This is a genomic window from Nocardia nepalensis, assembly GCF_048910785.1.
GTDB lineage: Bacteria > Actinomycetota > Actinomycetes > Mycobacteriales > Mycobacteriaceae > Nocardia > Nocardia nepalensis.
Window position 1 is genome coordinate 184,781 of sequence record NZ_JBKBET010000003.1, and the last position, 22,264, is coordinate 207,044.

General features: G+C 66.2%; 20 protein-coding genes. 14 read left to right on the top strand and 6 right to left on the bottom strand.

Going from position 1 to position 22,264, the window contains the following annotated elements:
• The first annotated feature begins 200 nt into the window (after window positions 1-200).
• The gene (locus ACHQ4I_RS01395) at window positions 201-1,205 is read left to right on the top strand and encodes an NAD(P)H-quinone oxidoreductase (protein WP_420769793.1); all 1,005 of its coding nucleotides are present in this window, start codon (window positions 201-203) and stop codon (window positions 1,203-1,205) included.
• Here the strand turns inward: ACHQ4I_RS01395 and ACHQ4I_RS01400 are convergent, their stop codons facing one another.
• A complete protein-coding gene (locus ACHQ4I_RS01400; RefSeq protein WP_420769794.1) occupies window positions 1,206-2,408 on the bottom strand; it encodes a cysteine desulfurase-like protein in 1,203 nt (400 codons plus the stop codon).
• A gap of 295 nt (window positions 2,409-2,703) precedes the next feature.
• Between ACHQ4I_RS01400 and ACHQ4I_RS01405 the strand changes: the two genes are divergently transcribed.
• The 8 genes from ACHQ4I_RS01405 to ACHQ4I_RS01440 all read left to right on the top strand — a co-directional run bounded on the left by ACHQ4I_RS01405 (window position 2,704) and on the right by ACHQ4I_RS01440 (window position 10,180).
• The gene (locus ACHQ4I_RS01405; RefSeq protein ID WP_420769795.1) at window positions 2,704-3,303 is read left to right on the top strand and encodes a bacterial proteasome activator family protein; all 600 of its coding nucleotides are present in this window, start codon (window positions 2,704-2,706) and stop codon (window positions 3,301-3,303) included.
• A gap of 270 nt (window positions 3,304-3,573) precedes the next feature.
• Window positions 3,574-4,416 carry a galactan export ABC transporter permease subunit Wzm/RfbD gene (gene wzm, locus ACHQ4I_RS01410; protein WP_420770161.1) on the top strand — a complete coding sequence of 281 codons (843 nt, stop codon included), beginning with the start codon at window positions 3,574-3,576 and terminating at the stop codon, window positions 4,414-4,416.
• A 13-nt stretch (window positions 4,417-4,429) separates the two neighbouring features.
• Window positions 4,430-5,269: a galactan export ABC transporter ATP-binding subunit Wzt/RfbE gene (gene wzt / locus ACHQ4I_RS01415; RefSeq protein WP_420769796.1), complete on the top strand. Its 840-nt coding sequence runs from the start codon at window positions 4,430-4,432 to the stop codon at window positions 5,267-5,269.
• Window positions 5,270-5,469: 200 nt separating this feature from the next.
• Entirely contained in the window at window positions 5,470-6,420 is a 951-nt protein-coding gene (gene glfT1, locus ACHQ4I_RS01420; RefSeq protein ID WP_420770162.1) for a galactofuranosyltransferase GlfT1, read from the top strand.
• A gap of 203 nt (window positions 6,421-6,623) precedes the next feature.
• Window positions 6,624-7,712, top strand: a complete 1,089-nt coding sequence (gene rsgA, locus ACHQ4I_RS01425; protein WP_420769797.1) for a ribosome small subunit-dependent GTPase A — start codon at window positions 6,624-6,626, stop codon at window positions 7,710-7,712.
• Window positions 7,713-7,837: 125 nt separating this feature from the next.
• Window positions 7,838-8,545, top strand: a complete 708-nt coding sequence (locus ACHQ4I_RS01430; protein WP_420769798.1) for a hypothetical protein — start codon at window positions 7,838-7,840, stop codon at window positions 8,543-8,545.
• 182 nt (window positions 8,546-8,727) lie between these two features.
• The gene (locus ACHQ4I_RS01435; protein WP_420769799.1) at window positions 8,728-9,579 is read left to right on the top strand and encodes an SDR family oxidoreductase; all 852 of its coding nucleotides are present in this window, start codon (window positions 8,728-8,730) and stop codon (window positions 9,577-9,579) included.
• A 91-nt stretch (window positions 9,580-9,670) separates the two neighbouring features.
• A complete protein-coding gene (locus ACHQ4I_RS01440; RefSeq protein WP_420769800.1) occupies window positions 9,671-10,180 on the top strand; it encodes an O-acetyl-ADP-ribose deacetylase in 510 nt (169 codons plus the stop codon).
• A 143-nt stretch (window positions 10,181-10,323) separates the two neighbouring features.
• Here the strand turns inward: ACHQ4I_RS01440 and ACHQ4I_RS01445 are convergent, their stop codons facing one another.
• Together ACHQ4I_RS01445 and ACHQ4I_RS01450 are read right to left on the bottom strand one after the other, a co-directional pair.
• Window positions 10,324-12,219 carry a glycosyltransferase gene (locus tag ACHQ4I_RS01445; RefSeq protein WP_420769801.1) on the bottom strand — a complete coding sequence of 632 codons (1,896 nt, stop codon included), beginning with the start codon at window positions 12,217-12,219 and terminating at the stop codon, window positions 10,324-10,326.
• A 121-nt stretch (window positions 12,220-12,340) separates the two neighbouring features.
• Window positions 12,341-12,838, bottom strand: coding sequence for a GtrA family protein (locus ACHQ4I_RS01450; RefSeq protein WP_420769802.1), 498 nt, complete (start codon window positions 12,836-12,838; stop codon window positions 12,341-12,343).
• 159 nt (window positions 12,839-12,997) lie between these two features.
• Here ACHQ4I_RS01450 and ACHQ4I_RS01455 point away from each other — a divergent pair, with 159 nt between their 5' ends.
• Together ACHQ4I_RS01455 and ACHQ4I_RS01460 are read left to right on the top strand one after the other, a co-directional pair.
• Complete coding sequence (locus ACHQ4I_RS01455; RefSeq protein WP_420769803.1) at window positions 12,998-13,990, top strand: glycosyltransferase; 993 nt, start codon at window positions 12,998-13,000, stop codon at window positions 13,988-13,990.
• Between the two features lie 65 nt (window positions 13,991-14,055).
• Complete coding sequence (locus ACHQ4I_RS01460) at window positions 14,056-15,618, top strand: DUF2142 domain-containing protein (RefSeq protein ID WP_420769804.1); 1,563 nt, start codon at window positions 14,056-14,058, stop codon at window positions 15,616-15,618.
• A gap of 20 nt (window positions 15,619-15,638) precedes the next feature.
• Here the strand turns inward: ACHQ4I_RS01460 and rfbB are convergent, their stop codons facing one another.
• Window positions 15,639-16,646 (bottom strand): dTDP-glucose 4,6-dehydratase, encoded by a 1,008-nt coding sequence (gene rfbB / locus ACHQ4I_RS01465; protein ID WP_420769805.1) that lies wholly within the window; start codon window positions 16,644-16,646, stop codon window positions 15,639-15,641.
• Window positions 16,647-16,951: 305 nt separating this feature from the next.
• Between rfbB and ACHQ4I_RS01470 the strand changes: the two genes are divergently transcribed.
• The gene (locus ACHQ4I_RS01470; protein ID WP_420769806.1) at window positions 16,952-17,668 is read left to right on the top strand and encodes a DUF8020 domain-containing protein; all 717 of its coding nucleotides are present in this window, start codon (window positions 16,952-16,954) and stop codon (window positions 17,666-17,668) included.
• A gap of 327 nt (window positions 17,669-17,995) precedes the next feature.
• Here the strand turns inward: ACHQ4I_RS01470 and ACHQ4I_RS01475 are convergent, their stop codons facing one another.
• Window positions 17,996-18,997, bottom strand: coding sequence for an alpha/beta hydrolase (locus ACHQ4I_RS01475; RefSeq protein WP_420769807.1), 1,002 nt, complete (start codon window positions 18,995-18,997; stop codon window positions 17,996-17,998).
• Window positions 18,998-19,283: 286 nt separating this feature from the next.
• On the opposite strand from ACHQ4I_RS01475, the gene rfbA reads away from it, so the two are divergent.
• The gene (gene rfbA, locus ACHQ4I_RS01480) at window positions 19,284-20,156 is read left to right on the top strand and encodes a glucose-1-phosphate thymidylyltransferase RfbA (protein ID WP_420769808.1); all 873 of its coding nucleotides are present in this window, start codon (window positions 19,284-19,286) and stop codon (window positions 20,154-20,156) included.
• A gap of 3 nt (window positions 20,157-20,159) precedes the next feature.
• Window positions 20,160-20,708: a dTDP-4-dehydrorhamnose 3,5-epimerase family protein gene (locus ACHQ4I_RS01485; protein ID WP_420769809.1), complete on the top strand. Its 549-nt coding sequence runs from the start codon at window positions 20,160-20,162 to the stop codon at window positions 20,706-20,708.
• A gap of 72 nt (window positions 20,709-20,780) precedes the next feature.
• On the opposite strand, the gene ACHQ4I_RS01490 is transcribed toward ACHQ4I_RS01485, so the two are convergent.
• Window positions 20,781-22,238, bottom strand: a complete 1,458-nt coding sequence (locus ACHQ4I_RS01490) for an MFS transporter (protein WP_420769810.1) — start codon at window positions 22,236-22,238, stop codon at window positions 20,781-20,783.
• Between the last annotated feature and the right edge of the window lie 26 nt (window positions 22,239-22,264).

Here is a 22,264-nt window from a genome sequence, read left to right on the forward strand (position 1 = left end):
TCGGCGAAGTCGGCACCCGACAAGGATGAGTGAGCGAACCGACGCCCGATCGTTGCTGCTAGGGGCCCGGCGACCGCCCGTACGCACCGCCTTCGCGCCGAGCGCCAGCGCGATGAGCACGTCCGGCATATTTCCGTTGCTGCGCGCCGCATTGGCGGGGTCGCGGTGCGGGCGCGCGGGGGACGGGGCAGGATGGGGCGGTGCGCGCTATCAAGCTGAACGGGTTCGGCGGGCCCGAGGTGATGGAGTGGGGCGAGGCGGCGGATCCGGCGCCGGGGCACGGGGAGGTGCTGATCGAGGTCGCCGCGGCGGGAGTCAATCGCGCGGACCTATTGCAGCGGCAGGGGTTCTATCCGCCGCCGGCCGGGGCCAGCGAGGTCATGGGGTTGGAGTGTTCGGGTGTCATCGCCGAAGTCGGTGACGGCGTGCGGGATTGGCAGGTCGGCGATCGGGTGTGCGCGCTGCTGTCCGGCGGCGGGTACGCGGAAAAGGTCGTGGTCGCCGCGACCCAGGTGCTGCCGGTGCCCGACGGGCTCGATCTCGCCGCCGCGGCCGCGCTGCCCGAGGCGGCCGCGACGGTGTGGTCGAATCTCGCGATGACCGCCGGACTGCATGCGGGGCAGCTGGTGCTGATCCACGGCGGCGGCAGCGGAATCGGTACACACGCCATTCAAGTCGCGGTGAGCCAGGGCGCGCGCGTCGCGGTAACCGCGGGCTCGACCGAGAAGCTGAAGCAGTGCCGGGAATTGGGCGCGAGCGTGCTGATCAACTACCGCGAGGACGATTTCGTGGCCGCGATCCGCGCCGAGGAGTCCGGCGCTGGCGGTCCGGGCGCGGACATCATCCTCGACATCATGGGCGCCGCCTACCTCGCACGCAATGTCGAGGCGCTGGCCCAGCACGGCCAACTGGTGGTGATCGGCATGCAGGGCGGCGTCACCGCCGAGCTGAATCTCGGTGCGCTGCTGTCGAAATGGGGCACCATCCACGCCAACAACGTCCGCAACCGTCCCACCACCGGCGCGAACAGCAAGGCCACTATCATCGCCGACCTGAACCGCCACGTCTGGCCGCTGATCGCCGACGGCACCATCGTCCCGGTCATCCACGCCGAACTCCCCATCACCGAGGCCCCCGAGGCCCACCGCCTCCTGGACTCCTCCGAAACCTTCGGCAAGGTGGTCCTCAACATCAAGGAGGCTTAGTCACTCCAGGGCGGCGAGGGCGCGGCCGAGTTGGTCGATTTCGAATTTCGTTGTGTACGGAGCCAAACCGACGGTTACCGCGCCGCCTTCGTCGTTGACGCCGAGGGCGTCGAGTAGGCGGCTGCCGCCGTGGACGCCGCTGAGGGTGCCGATGCGGGCGTCGGCGAGTTTGGCGGCGACCTTCTCGGCCTGCATGCCCGCCATCGTGAAGCTGACAGTGGGGATGCGGGTGGAGGCGCGGCCGATGACGGTCAGGTTGGCGATCTTGTCGAGCACGTCCATCAGGTGCTCGAAGAGTTGATCGTGGTAGTCCTGCAGCGAGGTGATGGAGAGTTCCAGGCGCTCGCGCCGCGATCCCCTGGCGCGCTCGTCGAGGCCAGCGAGGAAATCAATGGAGGTGGTCAATCCGGCGAGCAGCGCATACTGATGGCCGCCGACCTCGAGGCGCTCGGCGCCCTTGGCGTACGGGTTCAACGACATCGAAGGAATCCGGTCCAGGAAGGCCGGATCGCGGAAGACCAGCGCGCCGATCTGCGGACCACCCCACGCGGGCGCGCTCAACGCGACCACATCGGCATTGAGTTCGTCGATATCGATGAGGGCATAGGGCGCGGCGCCGAAGCAGTCGGCGACGAGCAGCCCACCCACCTCGTGCACCCGATCCGCAGCGGTCCGCACCGCCGGCGCGGAGCCGACGATCGGCGAGGCGGCGGTCAGCGCGACCAGCCGGGCGGTCGGGCCGATCAATTCCTCGAACTGCCACGACGGCATCTCACAGGTCTCGATCTCGACCTCGGCCCAGCGCACATGGGCGCCGTAGCGATTGGCGATCCGCAACCACGGCGCGACATTGGCCTCATCGTCCAACCGCGACAGCACGATCCCGGTGCCCAGGCCAAGGCGCGAACTCAGCGACTCGGCCAACCAGGCCAGCAGAACCGCACGGTCCGGTCCGAGCACGACGCCCGCCGGATCGCCGCCGACCAGATCCGCTACGGCCTCGCGGGCCGCGTCCAGAATCGCGGCACTGCGAACGGCGGCGCCATTGCGGCCGATATGGGAAAACGAGGAGGTTCGGAAACCTGTTGATACGGCACGAGATACCGAATCCGGGACCAGCATTCCGGCCTGCGGGTCGAGATGGATCCAGCCGTCGCCGAGGGACGGTATCAGGCCCCGAACCCTCGCGACGTCGTATGTCATGTTGGCCACTCTAAGGGCAGCGGGCGAGCCTGGGTAACCGCGTTCCCCCTCGCCGGCAGGCGGGGGTGCAGTGAACTGGGACTCAGCATGGCAACCGACTTTCAGCAAATCCGAACCACACGACCCGAACAGAATAGACGCCGCCTCGCGACCGCGGCACCGACCCGGTGACCTGATCGACGCGGGCGGGCGGAGGCCGTCAATAGCCTGCGCTCGGCCGAGCGCGGGCGAGGCAGTCGCCCTCCCGAGGCGGCCGACTTAGCGCGTTCGCGGCGGACGCGACATGATGGGGACCATGACGCAATCGGACGGAGCCCCCGAATCCATCGTCGTGATCGGGCCCGACGGCAGGCCGCTGGCCATCCCGACGGAGTCCGGCTCGGACACGCCCTTCACGGCGCAGGTCGTCACCGACGGCGACAATAAATCCGACAAAGCGGACGATACGGGCGACTCCGAGGAGTCGCTGGCCGATATGGTCGAGCAGCCCGCGAAGGTCATGCGCATCGGCACCATGATCAAGCAGCTGCTGGAAGAGGTGCGCGCGGCTCCGCTGGACGACGCGAGCCGGACCCGGTTGCGCGAGATCCACAAATCCTCGGTACGCGAGCTCGAACAGGGCCTGGCGCCGGAACTGCGCGAAGAACTCGAGCGGCTCACGCTGCCGTTCACCGATGACGCCATTCCCTCCGATGCCGAACTGCGCATCGCCCAGGCCCAGCTCGTCGGCTGGTTGGAGGGGCTTTTCCACGGCATTCAGACGGCGCTGTTCGCCCAGCAGATGGCGGCGCGGGCGCAGTTGGAGCAGATGCGTCAGGGCGCGCTGCCGCCCGGCATCCACGCGAGCGACCCGCGCGGGAACCCGGCGACCGGGGGCTCCGGACAATATCTCTGAGCGTCTGCGGCCCGGGCCCGTGTGTGCCAGCCGGGTCGGTCGGAATTTACGAGGGTAGTGTCGAGCACCGTGCCGTCCGCTGCCGCTCGCCCCGACTCGGTTTCCGATGTGAATACGGCGCGTCCCGAAGAGAGCCCGGATCGTCCTGAAGAGAGTTCAGTGCGTTCAGATACCAGCCAAGCACGTTCCGACGAGAGTTCCGAAGCCGTGCGACCTGACCAGAACACCGCAGCAGCGGATGAGCAACCGGTCGACCAGCCGACCGACCCAGTGATCGAAACGCCGATCGTCTCGGACTCGCAGACCTTCGGGCGCGCGTTCAACGACTTCCGCGGCGGCTTCGCCCAGCGCGAGCTCTGGCTGTCCCTAGGCTGGCAGGACATCAAACAGCGCTACCGGCGCTCGGTGCTCGGTCCGTTCTGGATCACCATCGCGACCGGTGTGCAGGCCGCCGCGATCGGCATTCTCTACGCGGCGCTGCTGGACCAGCCGATCAAGGCCTATCTGCCGTATGTGGCGGTCGGCATCATCGTCTGGAATGTGATCCAGGCCAGCATTCTCGAGGGCTCTGAGGTGTTCATCGCCAACGAGGGGCTGATCAAACAGCTGCCATCGGCGCTGAGTGTGCACGTCTATCGCCTGGTCTGGCGCCAGCTACTGTTCTTCGCGCACAACATGCTGATCTACCTGGTGGTGCTCGCCGCCTTCGGCGTCTGGGAAAAACTGCACTGGACCGCCATATTCGCCATTCCCGCGCTCGGGCTGCTGTTCCTGAACTCGATGTGGGTCTCGATCGTGTTCGGCATCTTCAGCACCCGCTACCGCGATATCGCGCCGATCCTCGGCAGCCTCACCCTCATGCTGTTCGTGCTGACTCCGGTCATGTGGAATACAAAGGCTCTGCAATCGCAGGGCGGTCAGGTGAGCGAGCGCGCGAAGCTGGCCGAAATCGTCCCGACCTTCCACTATCTGGAGATCGTCCGTGCGCCGCTACTCGGTGACGATCAGCATCTGTATCACTGGGTGATCGTTGGCGCCATCACCGTGGTCGGCTGGATCGTGGCGATCTTCGCCATGAAGCAGTACCGTTCGCGCGTGCCGTACTGGGTATAGGAGATCGGGCCCGATGACCGACCATGTGAGTATCGAAACCCGCCAGGCGTGGGTCGAATTCCCGATCTTCGACGCCAAATCGCGGTCGCTGAAAAAGGCGTTCCTCGGCAAGGCGGGCGGCGCGATCGGCCGCAACCAGTCCGACGTCGTGGTGGTCGAGGCGCTGCGCGACATCACCCTTTCACTGAAAGAGGGCGACCGGGTCGGCCTGGTCGGACATAACGGCGCTGGCAAATCGACGCTGCTGCGGCTGCTTTCGGGAATCTACGAACCCTCGCGCGGCAGTGCGCGCATCCGCGGCCGGGTGGCGCCGGTATTCGACCTCGGCGTCGGCATGGATCCGGAGATCTCGGGCTTCGAGAACATCATCATCCGCGGACTTTTCCTCGGGCAGACGCGCAAGCAGATGCTGTCGAAGATCGACGAGATCGCCGATTTCACCGAACTCGGCGAATATCTGTCCATGCCGTTGCGCACCTATTCCACGGGTATGCGGGTGCGGCTCGCGATGGGCGTGGTGACCTCCATCGATCCGGAGATCCTGCTGCTCGACGAGGGCATCGGCGCGGTGGACGCCGAATTCATGAAGAAGGCTCGGATCCGGTTGCAATCACTGGTGGCCCGCTCGGGCATCCTGGTGTTCGCCAGCCATTCCAATGAATTTCTCGCCCAGCTCTGCGATACCGCCATGTGGGTCGACCACGGGCAGATCCGTTTGCGCGGCGGTATCGAAGAAGTGGTGCGTGCGTACGAGGGCCCGGACGCGGGCAATCATGTCGCCACCGTGCTGCGGGAAATGGAAGCGGAACGGACAATGGGAACCGAGCGAGAATTGGAGCGGAATCAGGCATGAGTGAGCCGACCGGGCAGCACGCCCCGATCGACGCCGGGCGCGAGGCCCCGATCGACTCCGTGCCGGATTCCGACGCACCGATATCGAGCGACCCCGCGCCGCGACCCGTAGACGACGAAGCGCCCCAGCTCTCGGACGACCGGGCAGCGCAAACCCCGGACGACCTGGTCGACGACTCCGAGGACCCTTCCCCCGCACAGATCGAAGCCGCGCGCACCCCGGCCGGCACCGGCCCCGACGCCAAAATCGTCGCCGTAGTCGTCACCCACAAGCGCCGCGAACTGCTCGCGGAATCGCTGAAAGTCCTTGCCTCCCAGTCCCGCCCGGTGGACCACCTGATCGTGGTCGATAACGGCAACGAACCCGAGGTCGCGGATCTGGTCGCCCAGCAGCCGCTCGAATGCACCTATCTCGGCTCGGCCCACAATCTCGGCGGCGCCGGCGGTTTCGCGCTCGGCATGCTGCACGCGCTGACCCTCGGCGCGGACTGGGTATGGCTGGCCGACGACGACGGCCGCCCCGACGGTTCGGAAGTCCTTGCCACCCTGCTCGATTGCGCGGGCCGCCACGGCCTGGTCGAGGTATCGCCGGTGGTCTGCGATATCGACGAACCCGATCGTCTGGCCTTCCCGCTGCGCCGGGGTGTGGTCTGGCGGCGGCTACGTTCCGAGCTGGGCGATGAGGATTTCCTGCCCGGCATCGCCTCGCTCTTCAACGGCGCACTGATCTCGGCGCAGGCTGTCGACCTGATCGGCGTTCCCGACCTGCGGCTATTCGTGCGCGGCGATGAGGTCGAGGTACATCGCAGGCTGGTCCGCTCCGGATTGCCCTTCGGCACCTGTCTACAGACGGCCTACCTGCATCCCAACGGCGCCGCCGAATTCAAGCCGATCCTCGGCGGCCGCATGCACACCCAATACCCGGACGACCCGGTCAAGCGCTACTTCACCTACCGCAACCGCGGCTATCTGATGTCCCAGCCCGGCATGCGCAAGCTGCTCCCCCAGGAATGGATCCGCTTCTCCTGGTTCTTCCTCGTCACTCGCCGCGATCCGGCCGGTCTGCGCGAATGGTTCCACCTGCGCAGCCTGGGCCGCAACGAGCAGTTCGGCAAGCCGAGTCCGGGCGAGAAGACTCCCGACGAAAAATAGGTTGCGCGGGTTTTCCGCGCCGTGCCAAGGTGGGCGAGCAACGTCGAGAGATGAGTGAGGAGGTGGAAATCGTGACAAGGAATGCACGGATTGCCGTGCCCGGGTCAGCTGTGCGAACGCACACTGCCGCACGGACTTCCACCTCGGACACCTCTCGCTGAGTCCTGGTCGGGCTCGGCGCTCGACGAAGGACTCCTTCCATCATGGTCGACTACGACCTCCTTGTCCCTTACGGCTGGACCGAAGCCGTTGCCAATGAATATGACTCGCTCATCGAGGATGGGTGCGTCCCCGCTCGGGTGATCCGGATGGATCGCAGCGAATGTGATGTCGCGACACCGACCGGACCCGCGCGTGCCCGGTGCCCACGTTTGAACTGGCCTGGACGGGGACCGTCCGCGGTTGCGCCGGCTGTCTCCTCCGAAATCAGCGGACTGTGCACCGGTGATTGGGTGAGCATCGACGCCGAATTGAATGTGCGGCAACTGCTGCCGCGCCGCGGTGCGATCATGCGCTCGGCCGTCGACGGACGCGCACAGGGCCAGGTGCTCGCCGCGAACGTAGATACCGTGCTGATCTGCAGCGCGGCCGATGGCGATGTCGATCTCGGGCGGATCGAGCGGATGCTCGCGCTGGCCTGGGAGAGCAATGCGCAGCCGATCGTGCTGCTCACCAAAGCCGATGCGGCACTGGATATTCCGCTCGACGAGGTGCAGGCCGTCGCACCCGGCGCCGTCGCGCTCGCGGTCAGCGCGGACAGCGGGTTCGGGCTCGATGTGCTCACCGCGATGCTCGATGGCACCGTCGCGCTGATCGGTCCGTCCGGCGTCGGGAAGTCGACGCTCGCCAATGCCCTGCTCGGCCAGGAAGCCTTCGCCACCAACGCCGTCCGCACGGTCGACAAGAAGGGCAGGCACACCACCGTGCATCGGGAGCTGCGGCCGCTACCCGGCGGCGGCACACTCATCGACACGCCCGGACTGCGCGGCATCGGGCTGTGGGATGCGGCCGAAGGCATCGAGAAAGCCTTCAGCGATGTCGAATCCCTCGCGGCGCACTGCCGATTCGACGACTGCGCGCACAATGGCGAACCCGGCTGTGCGGTACGGCAAGCCATCGACAACGGTGCGCTCACCCAGCGGCGTTTCGACAGCTACCGCAAGCTCGAACGGGAAAACGCCTGGATGGCAGCGCGATCGGATAAGCGGCTGCAGGCCGAACGCGCGAAGCAGTGGCGCGGTATTCGCAAGCAGCAGCGGCAGTTCTACCAGGAGCGCAGCTCGCGGCGCTGAATCCGCCGCAGCCCGACGGGGATCGGCGGGCCCGGACAGCGGCCTGCCCGACCCCGTCGGGCCCAGCGAATCCGACAGCAACACGGTAGGGTCGGCACGCACAATCGCTAAACGGGAGGGTTCCGATGAGTTACCCCGGCGGGTATCCGCCTCAGGGCCAGCCCGGGCAATGGCCCGGGCAGCCCGCGTATGGTCAGCCGGCGCCGCAGGGCGCGCCGAATCCCTACGGCGCGCCACCGCAGTACGCGCCGCCAGCGGGGCAGCCACCGGTCAGCCAGCCGCATATTCCGCAGCCGCAGTACGGCAGTCAGCCGCATATTCCGCAGCCGCAGTACGGCCAGCCGCAACCCGCGCCGCAGCCGTATGGTCAGCCTGCTCAGCCCTATGGGCAGCAGCCGTACGGACAGGCGCCCTACGGGCAACCGGGTCCCCAGCAGGCACCGGCTCCGCCTGGCATCACCGTGGACGCCTCCTATGAATGGTTCGCCTTCCTGTTGGCGATCACCAAGCCGAAGATCCTGATCAACGGCCAGCGGGTGCCGAATACCCGATGGGGTCAGAACCACATTCCGGTCGGCCCTGGGCAGTACCACGTGAAGGTGACCACGCCCTGGCTGTTCGATATGGGCCCGGCGAATGCGACCGCCGCGATTCAGGAAGGTCAGGGCGCACTGTTCTACTACAAGCCGCCCGCGGTCTTCTTCCTCAACGGTGCGATCGGCCCGGTTCCGCAGAAGACGCCCGGCATCGTCTTCGTCTACATCAGTTGGGGCTTCGCAGCGTTGATGATCCTGCTGAACATTCTGTTGATCGCCGGAGCCTCCAGCATCTGACGGCGGCGGAAAGGGCGTCGGGTTCCGACGCCCTTTCCGCGACCACCCTATGCAACTGGTTTCATAGGAGCCTGGGTTACGCTTATCGTGCACAACACCCGCTGGCGACTGCTCGCCGGTCGCGCAACGGGTCGGCACGCCGCGGGCGCACCCACCCTCGGCACAGACGACAGGAGCAGGTCATGACGGAACCGGGATCGAAGCCGCTCGCGGGCGCGACGATGATCATGTCGGGCGGCAGCCGCGGCATCGGTCTGGAGATCGCCAAGCGGGCCGCTGCCGATGGCGCGAATATCACCCTGATCGCGAAGACCGACCAGCCGCATCCGAAGCTTCCCGGCACCATCCATACCGCGGCGGCGGAGCTCGAGGCCTTGGGCGGCACGGTGCTGCCCTTCGTCGGCGATGTGCGCATCGATGAGTCGGTCGCCGAGGCCGTGCGCCAGACCGTCGAGCGGTTCGGCGGCATCGATATCGTCGTCAACAACGCATCGGCGATCGACCTGTCGCCCACCGACGCCATCTCCATGAAGAAATATGACCTGATGCAGGACATCAACTGCCGAGGCAGCTTCCTGCTCTCCAAGCTCAGCATTCCCGCGCTGCGCGAATCGGCCGCGGCGGGCCGCAACCCGCACATCCTGACCCTGTCCCCGCCGCTCAACCTGGACCCGAAATGGGCGGGCATGGCGCTGGGCTACACCATCGCCAAGTACGGAATGTCGCTCACCACACTGGGTTTGGCCGAAGAACTCAAGGGCGACGGCATCGCCGTCAACTCGCTGTGGCCGCGCACCACCATCGCAACCGCCGCGGTCAAGAATCTGCTCGGCGGCGAGGAAATGATCGCCACCTCCCGCACCCCCGACATCTACGCCGATGCCGCCTACCTGGTCCTCACCTCCCCCGCGAAGGAGACCAGCGGCAACTTCTTCCTCGATGACGAGGTCCTCGCCGCCCACGGCATCACCGACCTCGACAAGTACCGAGTCGTCCCCGGCGACGCCGAACTGACCACCGACCTGTTCCTCTGAGTTCGCCACTGAGGGCCACCCTCGACACGCCATCCGGCCGAGGGTGGCCGTTCGGTCGGTTATGGCCGAGCGGGCCGCTACCGTCGATGCCGTGGTCACCATCATCTTGGTCCGGGGCGATATCACGAAGCAGTCGGTGGACGCGATCGTCAACGCGGCCAATTCCTCGCTGCTCGGCGGTGGCGGGGTCGACGGCGCGATCCATCGCGCGGGCGGTCCCGAAATTCTCGATGCCTGCCGCGATCTACGGGCGTCGCACTACGGCAAGGGTCTGCCGACCGGAAAGGCCGTCGCCACCACGGCGGGGCGTCTGTCTGCCCAGTGGGTCATCCACACCGTGGGCCCGGTCTGGTCCGCCACCGAGGACCGTTCCGCGCTCCTGGCCTCCTGCTACCACGAATCCCTGCGGGTGGCAGACGAATTGGGCGCGCGTAGCGTCGCCTTTCCGGCCATCTCGACCGGCATCTACCGCTGGCCGATCGAAGACGGCGCGCGGATCGCCATCGAGACGGTGCGCAACGCGGCGACGAATGTAGCGGAAGTGCGCTTCGTCCTCTTCGACGAGCGCGCACACATCGCATTCGAAGCCGCACTCCACTGAGCACACAGGCGACCCGTGTCAGGAAGGTCGGCGGTCACGTACCCGCCGAACTTTGAGCCAACTTCGCGCACGTCTTCACCCGCCGCGCGCGAAATGACCGGCAAATCAATGCGCGGCCAAGTCGTGCGCGGCGAATGTTCGGCTCAGTTCGGCTCGAGGCCGTAGAGGCGCTCCCAGTTCTCGCGGCTGGTCAGTTCGGGGACGGCGGCGCGGTACTGCTGGGTGAGGGTGGGCAGTTCGCGGCGGAGGCGGCGCAGGACGCGGATGGTGCGGATCAGCAGGGCGCGGGCACGGGCCTTGTCGCGCTGCCGGATTCGGACGCCGGACTGCGAGGCATCGGTGACCACCACGTGGTCGAAGAGCGCGACATGCCACCAGTACGCGTCCTCGCGGGTGATGCCGATCAGGCCGTGCTGGGTGCGGCCGGTCCACTGGGCGATGGCCCGCTTGATCAGGACCGCGGTGACCCGGCTCGGTTCGCCACCGGCGCGGCGCAGTTGGATATCGGCCGAACGGACCGGCGGGGTCGCGGCCGGATGCTTGATGGTCTCCGGGTAGTCGCCGCGGCTGGTGCGGGCGGCGGCCAGGGCCGCGATGCCGCCGTCGCGCAGGATCTTCGGGCCCTGCAGGAAATCCTCGATGCCCTGCAGCGTGGTGTGCACCAGGCCGTACTGCATGGCGACCAGGTGTTCGGCCAGACTCCGGAACAGTTGGCGGGTAATGGCTTTGCCGTCGAGATCGGTGTGCAGCGAACCGACGATGAGCGAGTTGCGCGTGCTGAAGTAGCGCGCCCAGTCGTCGTAGTCCTTCCAGTAGAAGTCGGCATGCCACACCGCGGCATTCGGCAGCGTGACCGTGACGAACCCGTTCTCGCGGGCCCGGATGCCGTATTCGACATCGTCCCACTGGAAGAAGATCGGCACCGGCAGCCCGATCTTGGCGACCACCTCGGCCGGGATCAGGCAGGTCCACCAGGCGTTGTACCCCGCGTCGACGCGGCGCTCCTGGTTCTTCTTCAGCATGCTGGTGTTGCGCAACGCCTTCGGCACCTTCTGGCCGTGCTTCAGCTCGTGCAGATGCACTTCCTCGGCGCCGACGTTCAGGTAATCCGGGTTGAGCAGGAACAGCATCTGCGCGCCGACCAGGGTCGGTTCCACGGTCATATTGGCGAAAGCGTTGAGCCGCAATACCGTTTCCGGCTCGCAGAGGATGTCATCGTCCATCAGGATGACGTCGGCGTGCTCGTTGACCGCGGACACCTCGTACAGGCCGCGGGTAAAGCCACCCGCCCCACCGAGATTCGGCTGCCTGATGTACTGCAGCTTGTCGCCGAAGACCGGCAGCGTCTGCTGGAAACGCGGCTGGTTCTCCACCAGATCGGTGCCCTGATCCACCACATAGACCGCGTCGATGGCCTCGAGAATCGGTGCGTCGGAGGCCAGTGCGGCCACCGTCTCGGCGCAGTCCGCGGCCCGGTTGAAGGTGCAGATCGCGATGGCGACCGGACGCACATGATCGGGCGCGGTCGAGGTCCAGGTCTGCGCGGAGATGCCTAGTTCGCCGCCGATGGCGTCGAATTCGAGCCACAGTGCGCCGCCGTCGACGTACTGGTCCAGCGGTGCGGTCAAGGTCAATGGGCCGCTCGCGTCGACCTCGGCGGTCTCGATGATCCGGCGGTGCCCGGCGATATCGGAGGCGACCACCCGGACGCGGGCCTTCTTTGTCACGTCCAGCACCATGGTCGCCCGCACCTCGGTGACGGTGGTCCAGCGCTGCCAGTAGCTGGCCGCGAACCGCCCGAAGTAGGTATTGGTGTGGGCGGAGGCGCCCTTCTCCAGTCTCAGCTCCAGGCGTTCCCGATGCGCGCGGCCCTTGACGACGGCATACAGCTCGTCGCTCACCTTCGCCGACGGCCCGGTGAAGATGCCGCGCTGCAGCACCAGCCGATCGGGCGCCTGATGATCGGCGCGCAGCGAGGCGGGCGCGGTCGAAGGGCGGTCATTCGTCTCGGTCACGGCCTGGGTAGCCGACTGATCCATGAAGTCCTCGAAATCGTTTTGTGCCGACGGGACAGACACGCCCCTTGATGCCGTTCGCGGCGGGGCCGAGGATAGCAACCGGACTCGGGGACTGCCTGTCCAACGACCCAGCCACCATCAATCATCTATGTTGCCCGTTATTAGCGGATGAATTCGCCGAACCGACGAATACGAATTTGTCGTAGGCCCAATAGCGGAAAACCACCGCGACGATCTGGCCGATGAGCGTGCCGGAGATGTTGTCCGACAGCGGTGAAGACAGGTCGAGAACGTAGCGGGAGAAGCCCAGACAACCCAGTTGCAGACCGATAGCGACGACGTTGAATACGGCATACAACAGATACTCGCGCCCGGGATTGTCGGATTTCTTGTGTCCGAAGGTCCACCACTTGTTACCGAAGTAGGTCACCACGGTCGCCACGGCGATCGCGATGATCTTGGCGGGCAGCGGCGCGTGGTACAGCACGCCCTCGCCGCCCCAGAACACCAGCAAGTTATAGGTGCCCGCGTCGACCAGGAACCCGATCGCGCCGACCACCAGGAACGCACCGCCACGCCGCAGCGCGGCGATCACCTTCGCGGTCAGCGGCTCGTGCACCGGTGGTTCCGGATCGATCATCGGCGGACCGGATCGCTCAGAGAATGACACGGGCTGCTCCGGGTAAGACACTTGGCGAAGGTACCCCAGTACGCTCGTCGAACCGAGTGAGCACCAAGAGACGCAGCCCTGTACCCTCCCGGTGTTCCCCATTCACCGCCGACATCGAGGATTGACCGGGTGGACTCCACCGAGCTCCGAATTGCCGCAGTGGTGCCATGCCACAACGAGGAGGCTTCGGTCGCCAAGGTCGTCGCCGACCTGCAGGCCGCCGTGCCGGGAATCGTCGTCTACGTCTACGACAACCTCAGCACCGACGCGACCGCCGAACGGGCCCGCGCGGCCGGGGCGATCGTGCGCCACGAACACACCAAGGGCAAGGGCAATGTGGTACGCCGCGCCTTCGCCGATATCGAGGCCGATATCTACTTGATGATCGACGGCGATGACACCTACGAGGCGTCGGCCGCGCCGCTGATGATCAAGACGCTGCTGGACGGCCCGTACGACCACGTGCTCGGCGTCCGTAAGCAGGATGAGGGCGCATCGGCATACCGCTCCGGCCACGAGACCGGTAACAAGGTGCTCAACGGTGTCGTCGGAAAGGTGTTCGGCGAGAACGTCGAAGATATGCTCAGCGGCTTCCGGGTGTTCTCCCGCCGGTTCGTCAAGAGCTTCCCGGCCGTCTCGCGCGAATTCGAGATCGAGACGGAGCTGACCGTGCATTCGCTGCACCTGCGGGTACCGCAGACCGCGGTTCCGGTCGGCTTCCGTGATCGACCCGCGGGCAGTGAGAGCAAGCTGCGCACCTATCACGACGGATTCAAGATCCTGGCGCTGATCATCGGATTGGCCAGACATGAGCGGCCGGTCGCGTTCTACGGACTGTTCGGCACGCTGAGCTGGCTGGTCTCGATCATCCTGACCATCCCGATCGTGGTCGAGTTCTACAACACCCATGAGGTGCCGCGTTTCCCGACGCTGTTCCTCGGCTTCACGCTGTTGCTGCTCGGCAGCCTGGCGTGGACCGCCGGCCTGATCCTGGATGGCATCCGGCGCTCCCGGCACGAGGCCGCCCGGTTGGTCTACCTGCGGTATTCGGCCGTCAACGCGGACGACAAGCAGGCAGTCGCCAGCGGCGGTGACGCGCGCACCGGTGGAGCCGGGCGTTGACCACCTCTGCGGATCGGGCCACAACCGAATCGAACTCGGAACCGGCCGCGGATAACAATGCGGCCGTGGACAATTCGACTCCACCACCCGCGACCGACGCCGAATCCGCTGCCACCGACGGCGATTCGAGCAGACCGGAAACCGAGGGCCCAACCAATCCGGCGCGCGATCTCGGACGCCGGATCGTGGCCCGCTTCGGCGCCGCCACCATCGCCTTCACCATCGTCGCCGCGGTCTTCGGCGGTCTGTTCGCCTGGATCACCCCGCCGTTCTGGGGCCATGACGAGATCACCCAATTCGGTCGTGCCTACCAGGTCGCGCACGGCGGCTTCCGCCCCGAGCGGATCCACGACGCTCGCGGGATCGCCTACGGCGGTGATGTGCCGTCCAGCATCACGGTGCTGATGGGCTACGCGCTGCACGATTACACGACCAATCCGGAAGAGCCGGACCCGATGGTGGCCGACCCCGGCAGCTACGCCCGGATGGAGAACGCCGCGGTATCGAAGACCGAGGAACCGGTCTGGTTCACCAATACCGCCGCCTACTCGCCGGTGCCGTATATCCCTGCCGCCATTGGCATTCGGCTCGCCGAGCTGTTCGGGGTCAACGTCGGCGTAATGATGCTGATGACCCGACTCGCCGGCCTGGCCGTCTACCTCGCCCTCGTCGGATTCGGCCTCTACGCGCTGCGCGCACATCGGGTGCAGTGGCTGGCGTTCACCGTCGCCGTGCTGCCGATCGCGGTCTTCCAGGCGGGCACCATCACCGCCGACACCATGACCAACGCGCTGGCCATCCTGGTCTCCGCATTGCTGGTCAAGGCGCTGTTCCTGGGTAATGGCCTGGGTCGCGTCGAGACCGCCGCACTGCTGGCGGCGACTGTCCTGCTGCCGGTGAGCAAGCCGACCTACGTGCTGCTCGCCATGCTCGTGGTGCTGGTGCCGGCCAACCGGTTCGCCTTCGGCAGTGATTCCCGCTGGAAGCGTTTCATCCCATGGGGTTTCGCGGCCCTGGGCGCGGCGGCATTCGCGGTCTGGATGAAGATCGCCGCACCGACCGGCGACGGCATGGGCCTGATGCGCCCACAGCACCAATGGAATTCGGTTCGACCCGGCGATCAGCTGCACGCAATCCTCACCGACCCGGTGAATTTCGTGAACGTCTTCGGCGAGAGCATCGCGCTGCGCGACGAGCGGTGGTTCAGCCAGTTCTTCGGTGAACTCGGCTTCGCCTACATCGACGTCCCCGCCATCTCGATGCTGGCCTGCCTGCTCGCCTTCGCGGTGAGCGTCGGAATCGCGGATCGGATGAACACCGCGACCGCCACCTTCCGGCGCACGCTGATCGTCGCGCTGACCGTGCTCGCGAGCGTCGCGATGATCTACGTGACGCTGTACATGTCGTTCACGCCGGTCGACTACTACATCATCGACGGCGTGCAGGGCCGGTACTTCGTGCCGCTGGCGATCGTCGCGCTGGTGGTACTGCTGCGCTGGATGCCGCTGCGGCTCACCGACGTCCGCGGCCGGACCCCGACCAAGGGTCCGGCGATCACGATCATCGTGGCCGCGCTGATCGCGCTGATCGCGGCACTGTGGAAGTACTACTCGATCGTCTGGGGCTGACCAAAAAGGCTCGGGGGAGCTCAGGCCTTGATCGTCGTTTCGCCCGCGGCGGCGTAGGCCCGCTCGGTCGTGGCTTTGGCCGGACGCCACCAGGATTCGTTGTCCCGGTACCACTGGATGGTCGCCGCGAGTCCGGCACGGAAGTCCGAATACCTCGGTGTCCAACCGAGTTCGGTGCGCAGCAGCGACGCATCGATCGCGTAGCGCTGGTCGTGGCCGGCACGGTCGGTGACGTGGTCGAAGTCATCCGGATCGCGGTCGAAGGCCTCCAGGATCATCCGCACCACCGACTTGTTGTCGAGTTCGCCGTCCGCGCCGATCAAATAGGTCTGACCGATCCGCCCGCGCTCCAGGATGTCCCACACCGCCCGGTTGTGGTCGTCGACGTGGATCCAGTCGCGCACTTGATGTCCGGCGCCGTAGAGCCGCGGCCGAACCCCATCGATGAGATTGGTGATCTGGCGCGGGATGAACTTCTCCACATGCTGGTACGGCCCATAGTTGTTGCTGCAGTTGGAGATTGTCGAGCGCACGCCGAACGAGCGGGTCCAGGCGCGCACCAGCAGATCGCTCGAGGCCTTGGTGGCCGAGTAGGGACTCGACGGGTTGTAGGGGGTGTTCTCGTCGAAGGCGGGCCCGTCCGGGGTGAGATCGCCGTAGACCTCGTCGGTGGAGACATGGTGGTAGCGCACGTCGTGGCGGCGTACCGCTTGCAGCAGCGAGTAGGTGCCGACAATATTGGTCTGCACGAACGGCCAGGGTTCGGCGAGGGAGTTGTCGTTATGCGATTCGGCGGCGAAGTGGACCACGGCGTCGACTCCGCTGACGAGTTCGTCGACCAGATCCAGATCGGCGATATCGCCGTGCACGAAATCGATGCGGTCGGCCACCGGCTCGAGCGATGCCCGATTCCCCGCATAGGTCAAGGCGTCAAGGACGGTTACGGTGGCGTCGGGACGCTCGGCCACGGTCTGTTGGACGAAATTCGCACCGATGAACCCGGCCCCGCCGGTTACAAGCAGTCGCACCCCCCGACCTTACGTCGCTGCGGCGGCGTGCTGTCGCCGGAGCCGCTTCCCGCACCTACCTGCGCGGCCAGGTTTCGGATCTGTGAGCTTCATCACGCTAAGCGGCTGTAAAGAAAGACGAATAATTCAGAATCCCGCGAAAAACCATGGTCAGCGTACACATTTCAAAGAACCCACCAAGCCGCGAGTCTCGATGGTGAACAAAATTTGAATAAACGGTCACAAACGGTTCACCACGCGTTAGCTGGTCTAGATTTCGATCGTCTAGTCCCCTCCGAACGCTTCACATCGAGGTCCAGAACAAAATGCTGATGAGGAAATTCGCCGCAACGTCGGCACTGCTGATCGCCGCCATGGGCATCACCGCAGGCACCGTCAACGCGGCTCCGGCGGAGTCCGCCGACGCCCCGATCAACTTCACCGCGCAGGCCACCGACACCCAGTCCATCATCACCATCGATGGTGGCTCGCTGGTCGTCGAGGACAACGCCCTCAAGATCAAGGCCGCCAACGGCACCACCGTCGCGGGCACCCCGCTCACGGCTCGCATCGATGATTTCGAATTCCCGGTCGCGGCGGAGATCTCCGACCACACCGCCACCCTGACCCCGCAGCTCGACATGGCGAAGGCCACCTACAAGCCCGTCGCGCTGCCCTACGAGGACCAGGCGCCGTTCAAGTCCCAGTACGACCGTGAGGTCGCCGCCTTCAACCGCATGAAGGACACCATCGCCATGGGCGCCACCATCGGCACCCTGGTCGGCGGTCTCGGCGGCGGCGCCGTCGGCTGCGTCCTCGGCGGTATCGCCGGTGCGACGGTCGCCTCGGCCACCATCGTCGGTCTGTTCGGCCCCTTCATCCCGGCCGCCGCGGTCGGCTGCATCGCCGGCATCATCGCCATCGGCGCGCTCGGCACCCTGGCCGGCCAGATCTTCATCACGGCTCCGGTCGCGATCGGTGCGGCGATCCAGTACTTCGCCACCACCTCCTCGCCGTTCAACGCGCCGGCCCCGGCCAAGTAAGTCGAACAGCGGGCTCTACACAACTAAAAATCAGCCGGAAACCCCGCCCAGTCACCATCTGGCGGGGTTTCCGCTGTTCGGCCCCCATTACGGAACCATCACAACTGTCTGACACAGTAGGAGTCAGGGAGAAATTCACCTATCCATAAAATGAACAGAAGGTGAATACGACCGAACTAAATGGCGGCCGATATTCACAGCTCAGGGAATTCTCCGGACCGACACACGGAAATTCCCCGCCCGCGGCGCAAGCTGTGAACCCCGTCTCCTGGCTGCCGAAAAGCTCAGTCAGGGGACGGGGTCCGCGACTCGTCCGGCCGATCCAGGTCAAGCCGTCCGAGCCTGTTGTGTTTGCTCTAGGCGGGCGCGGACGAACCGGGAAACCCGGGCCAGCGCCATCCTGCTCTCGGGCAGATTGGGGGCAATGGCCATGAAGGCGTGCACCTGACCGCGCCAGATCTCCAGCGCGTTCGGCACACCGGCCGCGGTCAGCCTGCGGGCCATCAGCTCGCAGTCATAACGCAGGAACTCGTCCTCGGCGGTGATCAGCAGCACCGGCGGCAGACTCGCCAAGGCGCCGTTGACCGGCGAGACCAGCGGATCCAGCACCCCGTCCACCTCGGCGCCGATCCGCACGACCGCCTCCAGTGCGGACAGTGGAAGGTAGGGATCGCGCTCGACATTCACGTAGTCCCGCTTGGCCGCGTAGTCCAGATCGAGCAGCGGGCTCAGCCCGACCAGCCCACCCGGGGACGGCAGACCGGTCTCGATCGCGCGCAGTGCGGTGGTGAAGGCCAGGAAGCCGCCCGCCGAATCACCCGCGAAGATGATCCGGGACGGGTCCGCGCCGTGCCGCAGCAGCCAGCGGTAGGCCGTCAGGCAGTCCTCGATCGCCTCGGAGATATTGCGCCCAGGCAGTTGGCGGTAGTCGACATTGACCACGGGCAGTCCGGTGCGCCGGGCCAGGCTGGCCGCGATGGGACGATGGGTGCCGAGTCCGCAGACGGCGAAGCCACCACCGTGCATGTACAGCACCGCGCCGTGCCGCAGGGCGCGCGAACCTCCGGAGGGACGCAGGATCTCCATCCGGAAGCCGTTCAGCGCCACCTGTTCCCGATCGACGCCGCGCGGCTGCGGACGGAACCAGGCCAGTGTGTCGATCGCGGCGGCGCCGAATGGGATGGTCGCCCGGCTGATCGGAAACAGGCGCAGCACCGGACGCACGGCGCCGAGGCAGGTCGCCAGGAGCAGTCGCGCGGGCGCGCTCGGGCCTTCCGGGTTCATCAACAGACCGGGCTCATGCGGGTCCAGTTCACTTACGCTGGTCACCGACATCGCGCACCTACCTCACCACTGGCGCGCCGAGCCCGACCGAACGGTAACCCAGGTAAGAGTCGACGCTGACTCACACGTATCCACTGCGCCCACCTTCCGGAGCCCTACGCGGTCGGGCCGTCAGTGGGTGACACAGCGATGTTTCAGAACATCACGGAAACGTGACCTACGCAACACTTATCGCCCGCCGCGCCGGGTCGGCAAACGTCCGTGATCATTTTGTAGGCAAGTCGGAACCTCGCCGAAGCCGAGCCCGATGGGCCTGGCAGACTCGGTGACCATGCGCGGAATCATCTTGGCTGGTGGCACGGGATCCCGGTTGCATCCGATCACGCGCGGGGTCAGCAAGCAGCTTGTCCCGGTCTACGACAAGCCGATGGTCTACTACCCGCTGTGCACCCTCATGCTGGCGGGCATCCGGGACATCCTGGTCATCACCACGCCCGAGGACGCCGAGGCGTTCGCCCGCCTACTCGGCGACGGCTCGCAATTCGGCATAGCGATCAGCTATGTGGTGCAACCGGAACCGGACGGACTCGCCAAGGCCTTCGTCCTGGGCGCCGACCACATCGGCGGCGACAGCGCCGCATTGGTACTCGGCGACAATATCTTCCACGGACCCGGGCTCGGCACCAGCCTCGAGCGCTTCCGCGGTATCGACGGCGGCGCGGTCTTCGCGTATTGGGTCTCGGATCCGACCGCGTACGGCGTCGTCGAGTTCACCGAGGGCCGAGCGGTTTCGATCGAGGAGAAGCCCAAGGTGCCGCGGTCCAACTACGCCATCCCCGGTCTGTATTTCTATGACAACGATGTCGTGGAGATCGCGCGCGGGCTGCGGCCGTCGGCGCGTGGCGAATACGAGATCACCGACATCAATCGCGCCTATCTGGAACAGGATCGGCTGCGCGTGGACGTGCTGGCCAGGGGCACCGCGTGGCTGGACACCGGCACCTTCGATTCGCTGCTCGCCGCGGCCAACTATGTGCGCACCATCGAACAGCGCCAAGGCCTGAAAATCGGTGTGCCGGAAGAGGTCGCCTGGCGGCAGGGCTTCATCGACGACGAACAGCTGTGCGCACTGGCCGAACCGCTGGTTCGCTCCGGCTACGGCACTTATCTGCTCGATCTGCTCGAGCGCGGACGGGATTGGTGAGCGATGCAGTTCAGTGAACTCACTGTGCCGGGCGCATGGGTGATCACCCCGCAGCAATTCGGCGACGACCGCGGCATGTTCTGCGAATCGTTCAAGGCCTCGGAATTCGAGAAGGTGACCGGTCGGCCGTTCGATCTGCGCCAGGTCAACTGCTCGGTCTCGGCGGCCGGGGTGCTGCGCGGCATCCACTACACCGAGGATCCGCCGGGGCAGGCCAAATACGTGACCTGTGTGCGCGGTGCGTTTCTCGATGTGGTCGTCGACCTGCGGCCGGGCTCGCCGACCTACGGACACTGGGACAGCGTGGTGCTCGACGATGTCGACCGGCGCTCGATGTTCCTGTCCGAGGGGCTCGGCCACGCGATCCTGTCGCTGGCCGACAACTCCACCGTCACCTATCTGTGTTCACTCGAGTACTCCCCCGAATTCGACCGGGAAATCGACGCTTTCGATCCGCGGCTGGGCATCGAATGGCCGAAGGTGGGGCTCGACGGTCGGCCGCTGACCTACGTCCGCTCCCCCAAGGACGCCGCCGCACCGCCCTTCTCGTGAAAACGCCGAACGTCACCGCCCCCGATGAGGGAGGGAAGCGGTGACGTTCGACTTACCGTCGGCGGAGGGGATTCAGCCGACGAGCTCCAATTCCGGCTCCTGCGCCCGCGCCTTGGCACGCCTGGGCAGGTATGCGGTCAGGGCGATGAGCGCGCCGACGATGGCGACACCGGCGGCGAATTGCAGTCCGGGCCGGAAGTTGTCGAGCATCGCGGACGGAGTGCTCGCGCCGTGGTCGCCCGAGGAGATGATCGCGGTATTCACCGCGAGCACGATGGCCGCGCCGACCTGCATCGAGGTCTGCAGCACACCGGCCGCCAGGCCCTGCTCGTCGTCGTCGATGCCGTTGGTCGCCTGAATGTTGATGGCGGGGAAGCCGACCCAGCCGATGCCGATCAGCAGTACCGCGGGCAGGATCATCGTCAGATACGACGGGGTGGTGTCCAACCGCAGGAACAGCAGGTAGCCGATGGCCATCACGACCATGGTGATCGCGATGATCGGTCCGGTGCCGAACCGGTCGACGAGCTTATCGGAGAAGAACGCCGACGCGACGACCAGCAGACCGACCGGAAGCAGCGCCATCGCCAGCTTCAGCGGCGACCAACCGAGCGAATCCTGCAGGTACAGGGTCACGATGAACTGCCAGCTGAAATACGATCCCGCGACCGCGATGATCGCGAGGCTGGCGCGGACCAGCGTCACCTTGCGCAGGATGCCGAGGCGCACCAGCGGGTACCGCACCTTCTTCTCCACCGCGACGAATCCGGCGAACAGCACAGCGGCGCCGATGAACGAACCGACGGTGCGTGCCGAACCCCAGCCGACCTCCGGTGCGGAGACCACGGTGTAGACCAGCAACAGCATGCCCGCGGTGGACAGCAGCGCACCGAGGATGTCGTGCCCGCCCTCCTCGGCGGCCTCGTCCTTGGGTACCAGCACCCAGGCCGCGACGAGTGCGGCGAGCGCGATCGGAACCGGAAGCAGGAAGGTCCAGCGCCAGCCGATGCCGGTCATCAGACCGCCGAACAGCAGACCCATGGAGTAACCGCCGGCGCCGAACACGGTGTAGATGGACAGCGCCTTATTGCGGGCCGGGCCCTCGGCGAAGTTGGTGGTGATGATGGACAGACCGGTCGGGGCGGTGAATGCCGCGGCCAGGCCCTTGACGAAGCGGGTCAGGATGAGCAGCGGGCCGGTGGTGACCAGACCGCCGGCCAGCGAGGCGAGCGCGAAGACGGCGAGCGCGATCAGGAAGACCTTGCGCCGCCCGAGCAGATCGGCGGTGCGCCCGCCGAGCAGCAGCAGGCCGCCGTAACCGAGCACATAACCGCTGACCAACCACTGCAGGGTAGAGGTCGAAAGATCGAGTTCGGCGCCGATGGACGGCAGCGCGACGCCGATCATCGAGACGTCGAGACCATCGAGGAACAACACAATGCAGAGGGTGATCAGCATGCCCCAGAGACGGGTGGACCATCTGATCGGATCGGTCGCCGTCGCGGCCGAAAGGGTTGCTGCAGAAGTCATGGGCGGAACATTACATGCGCCGACAT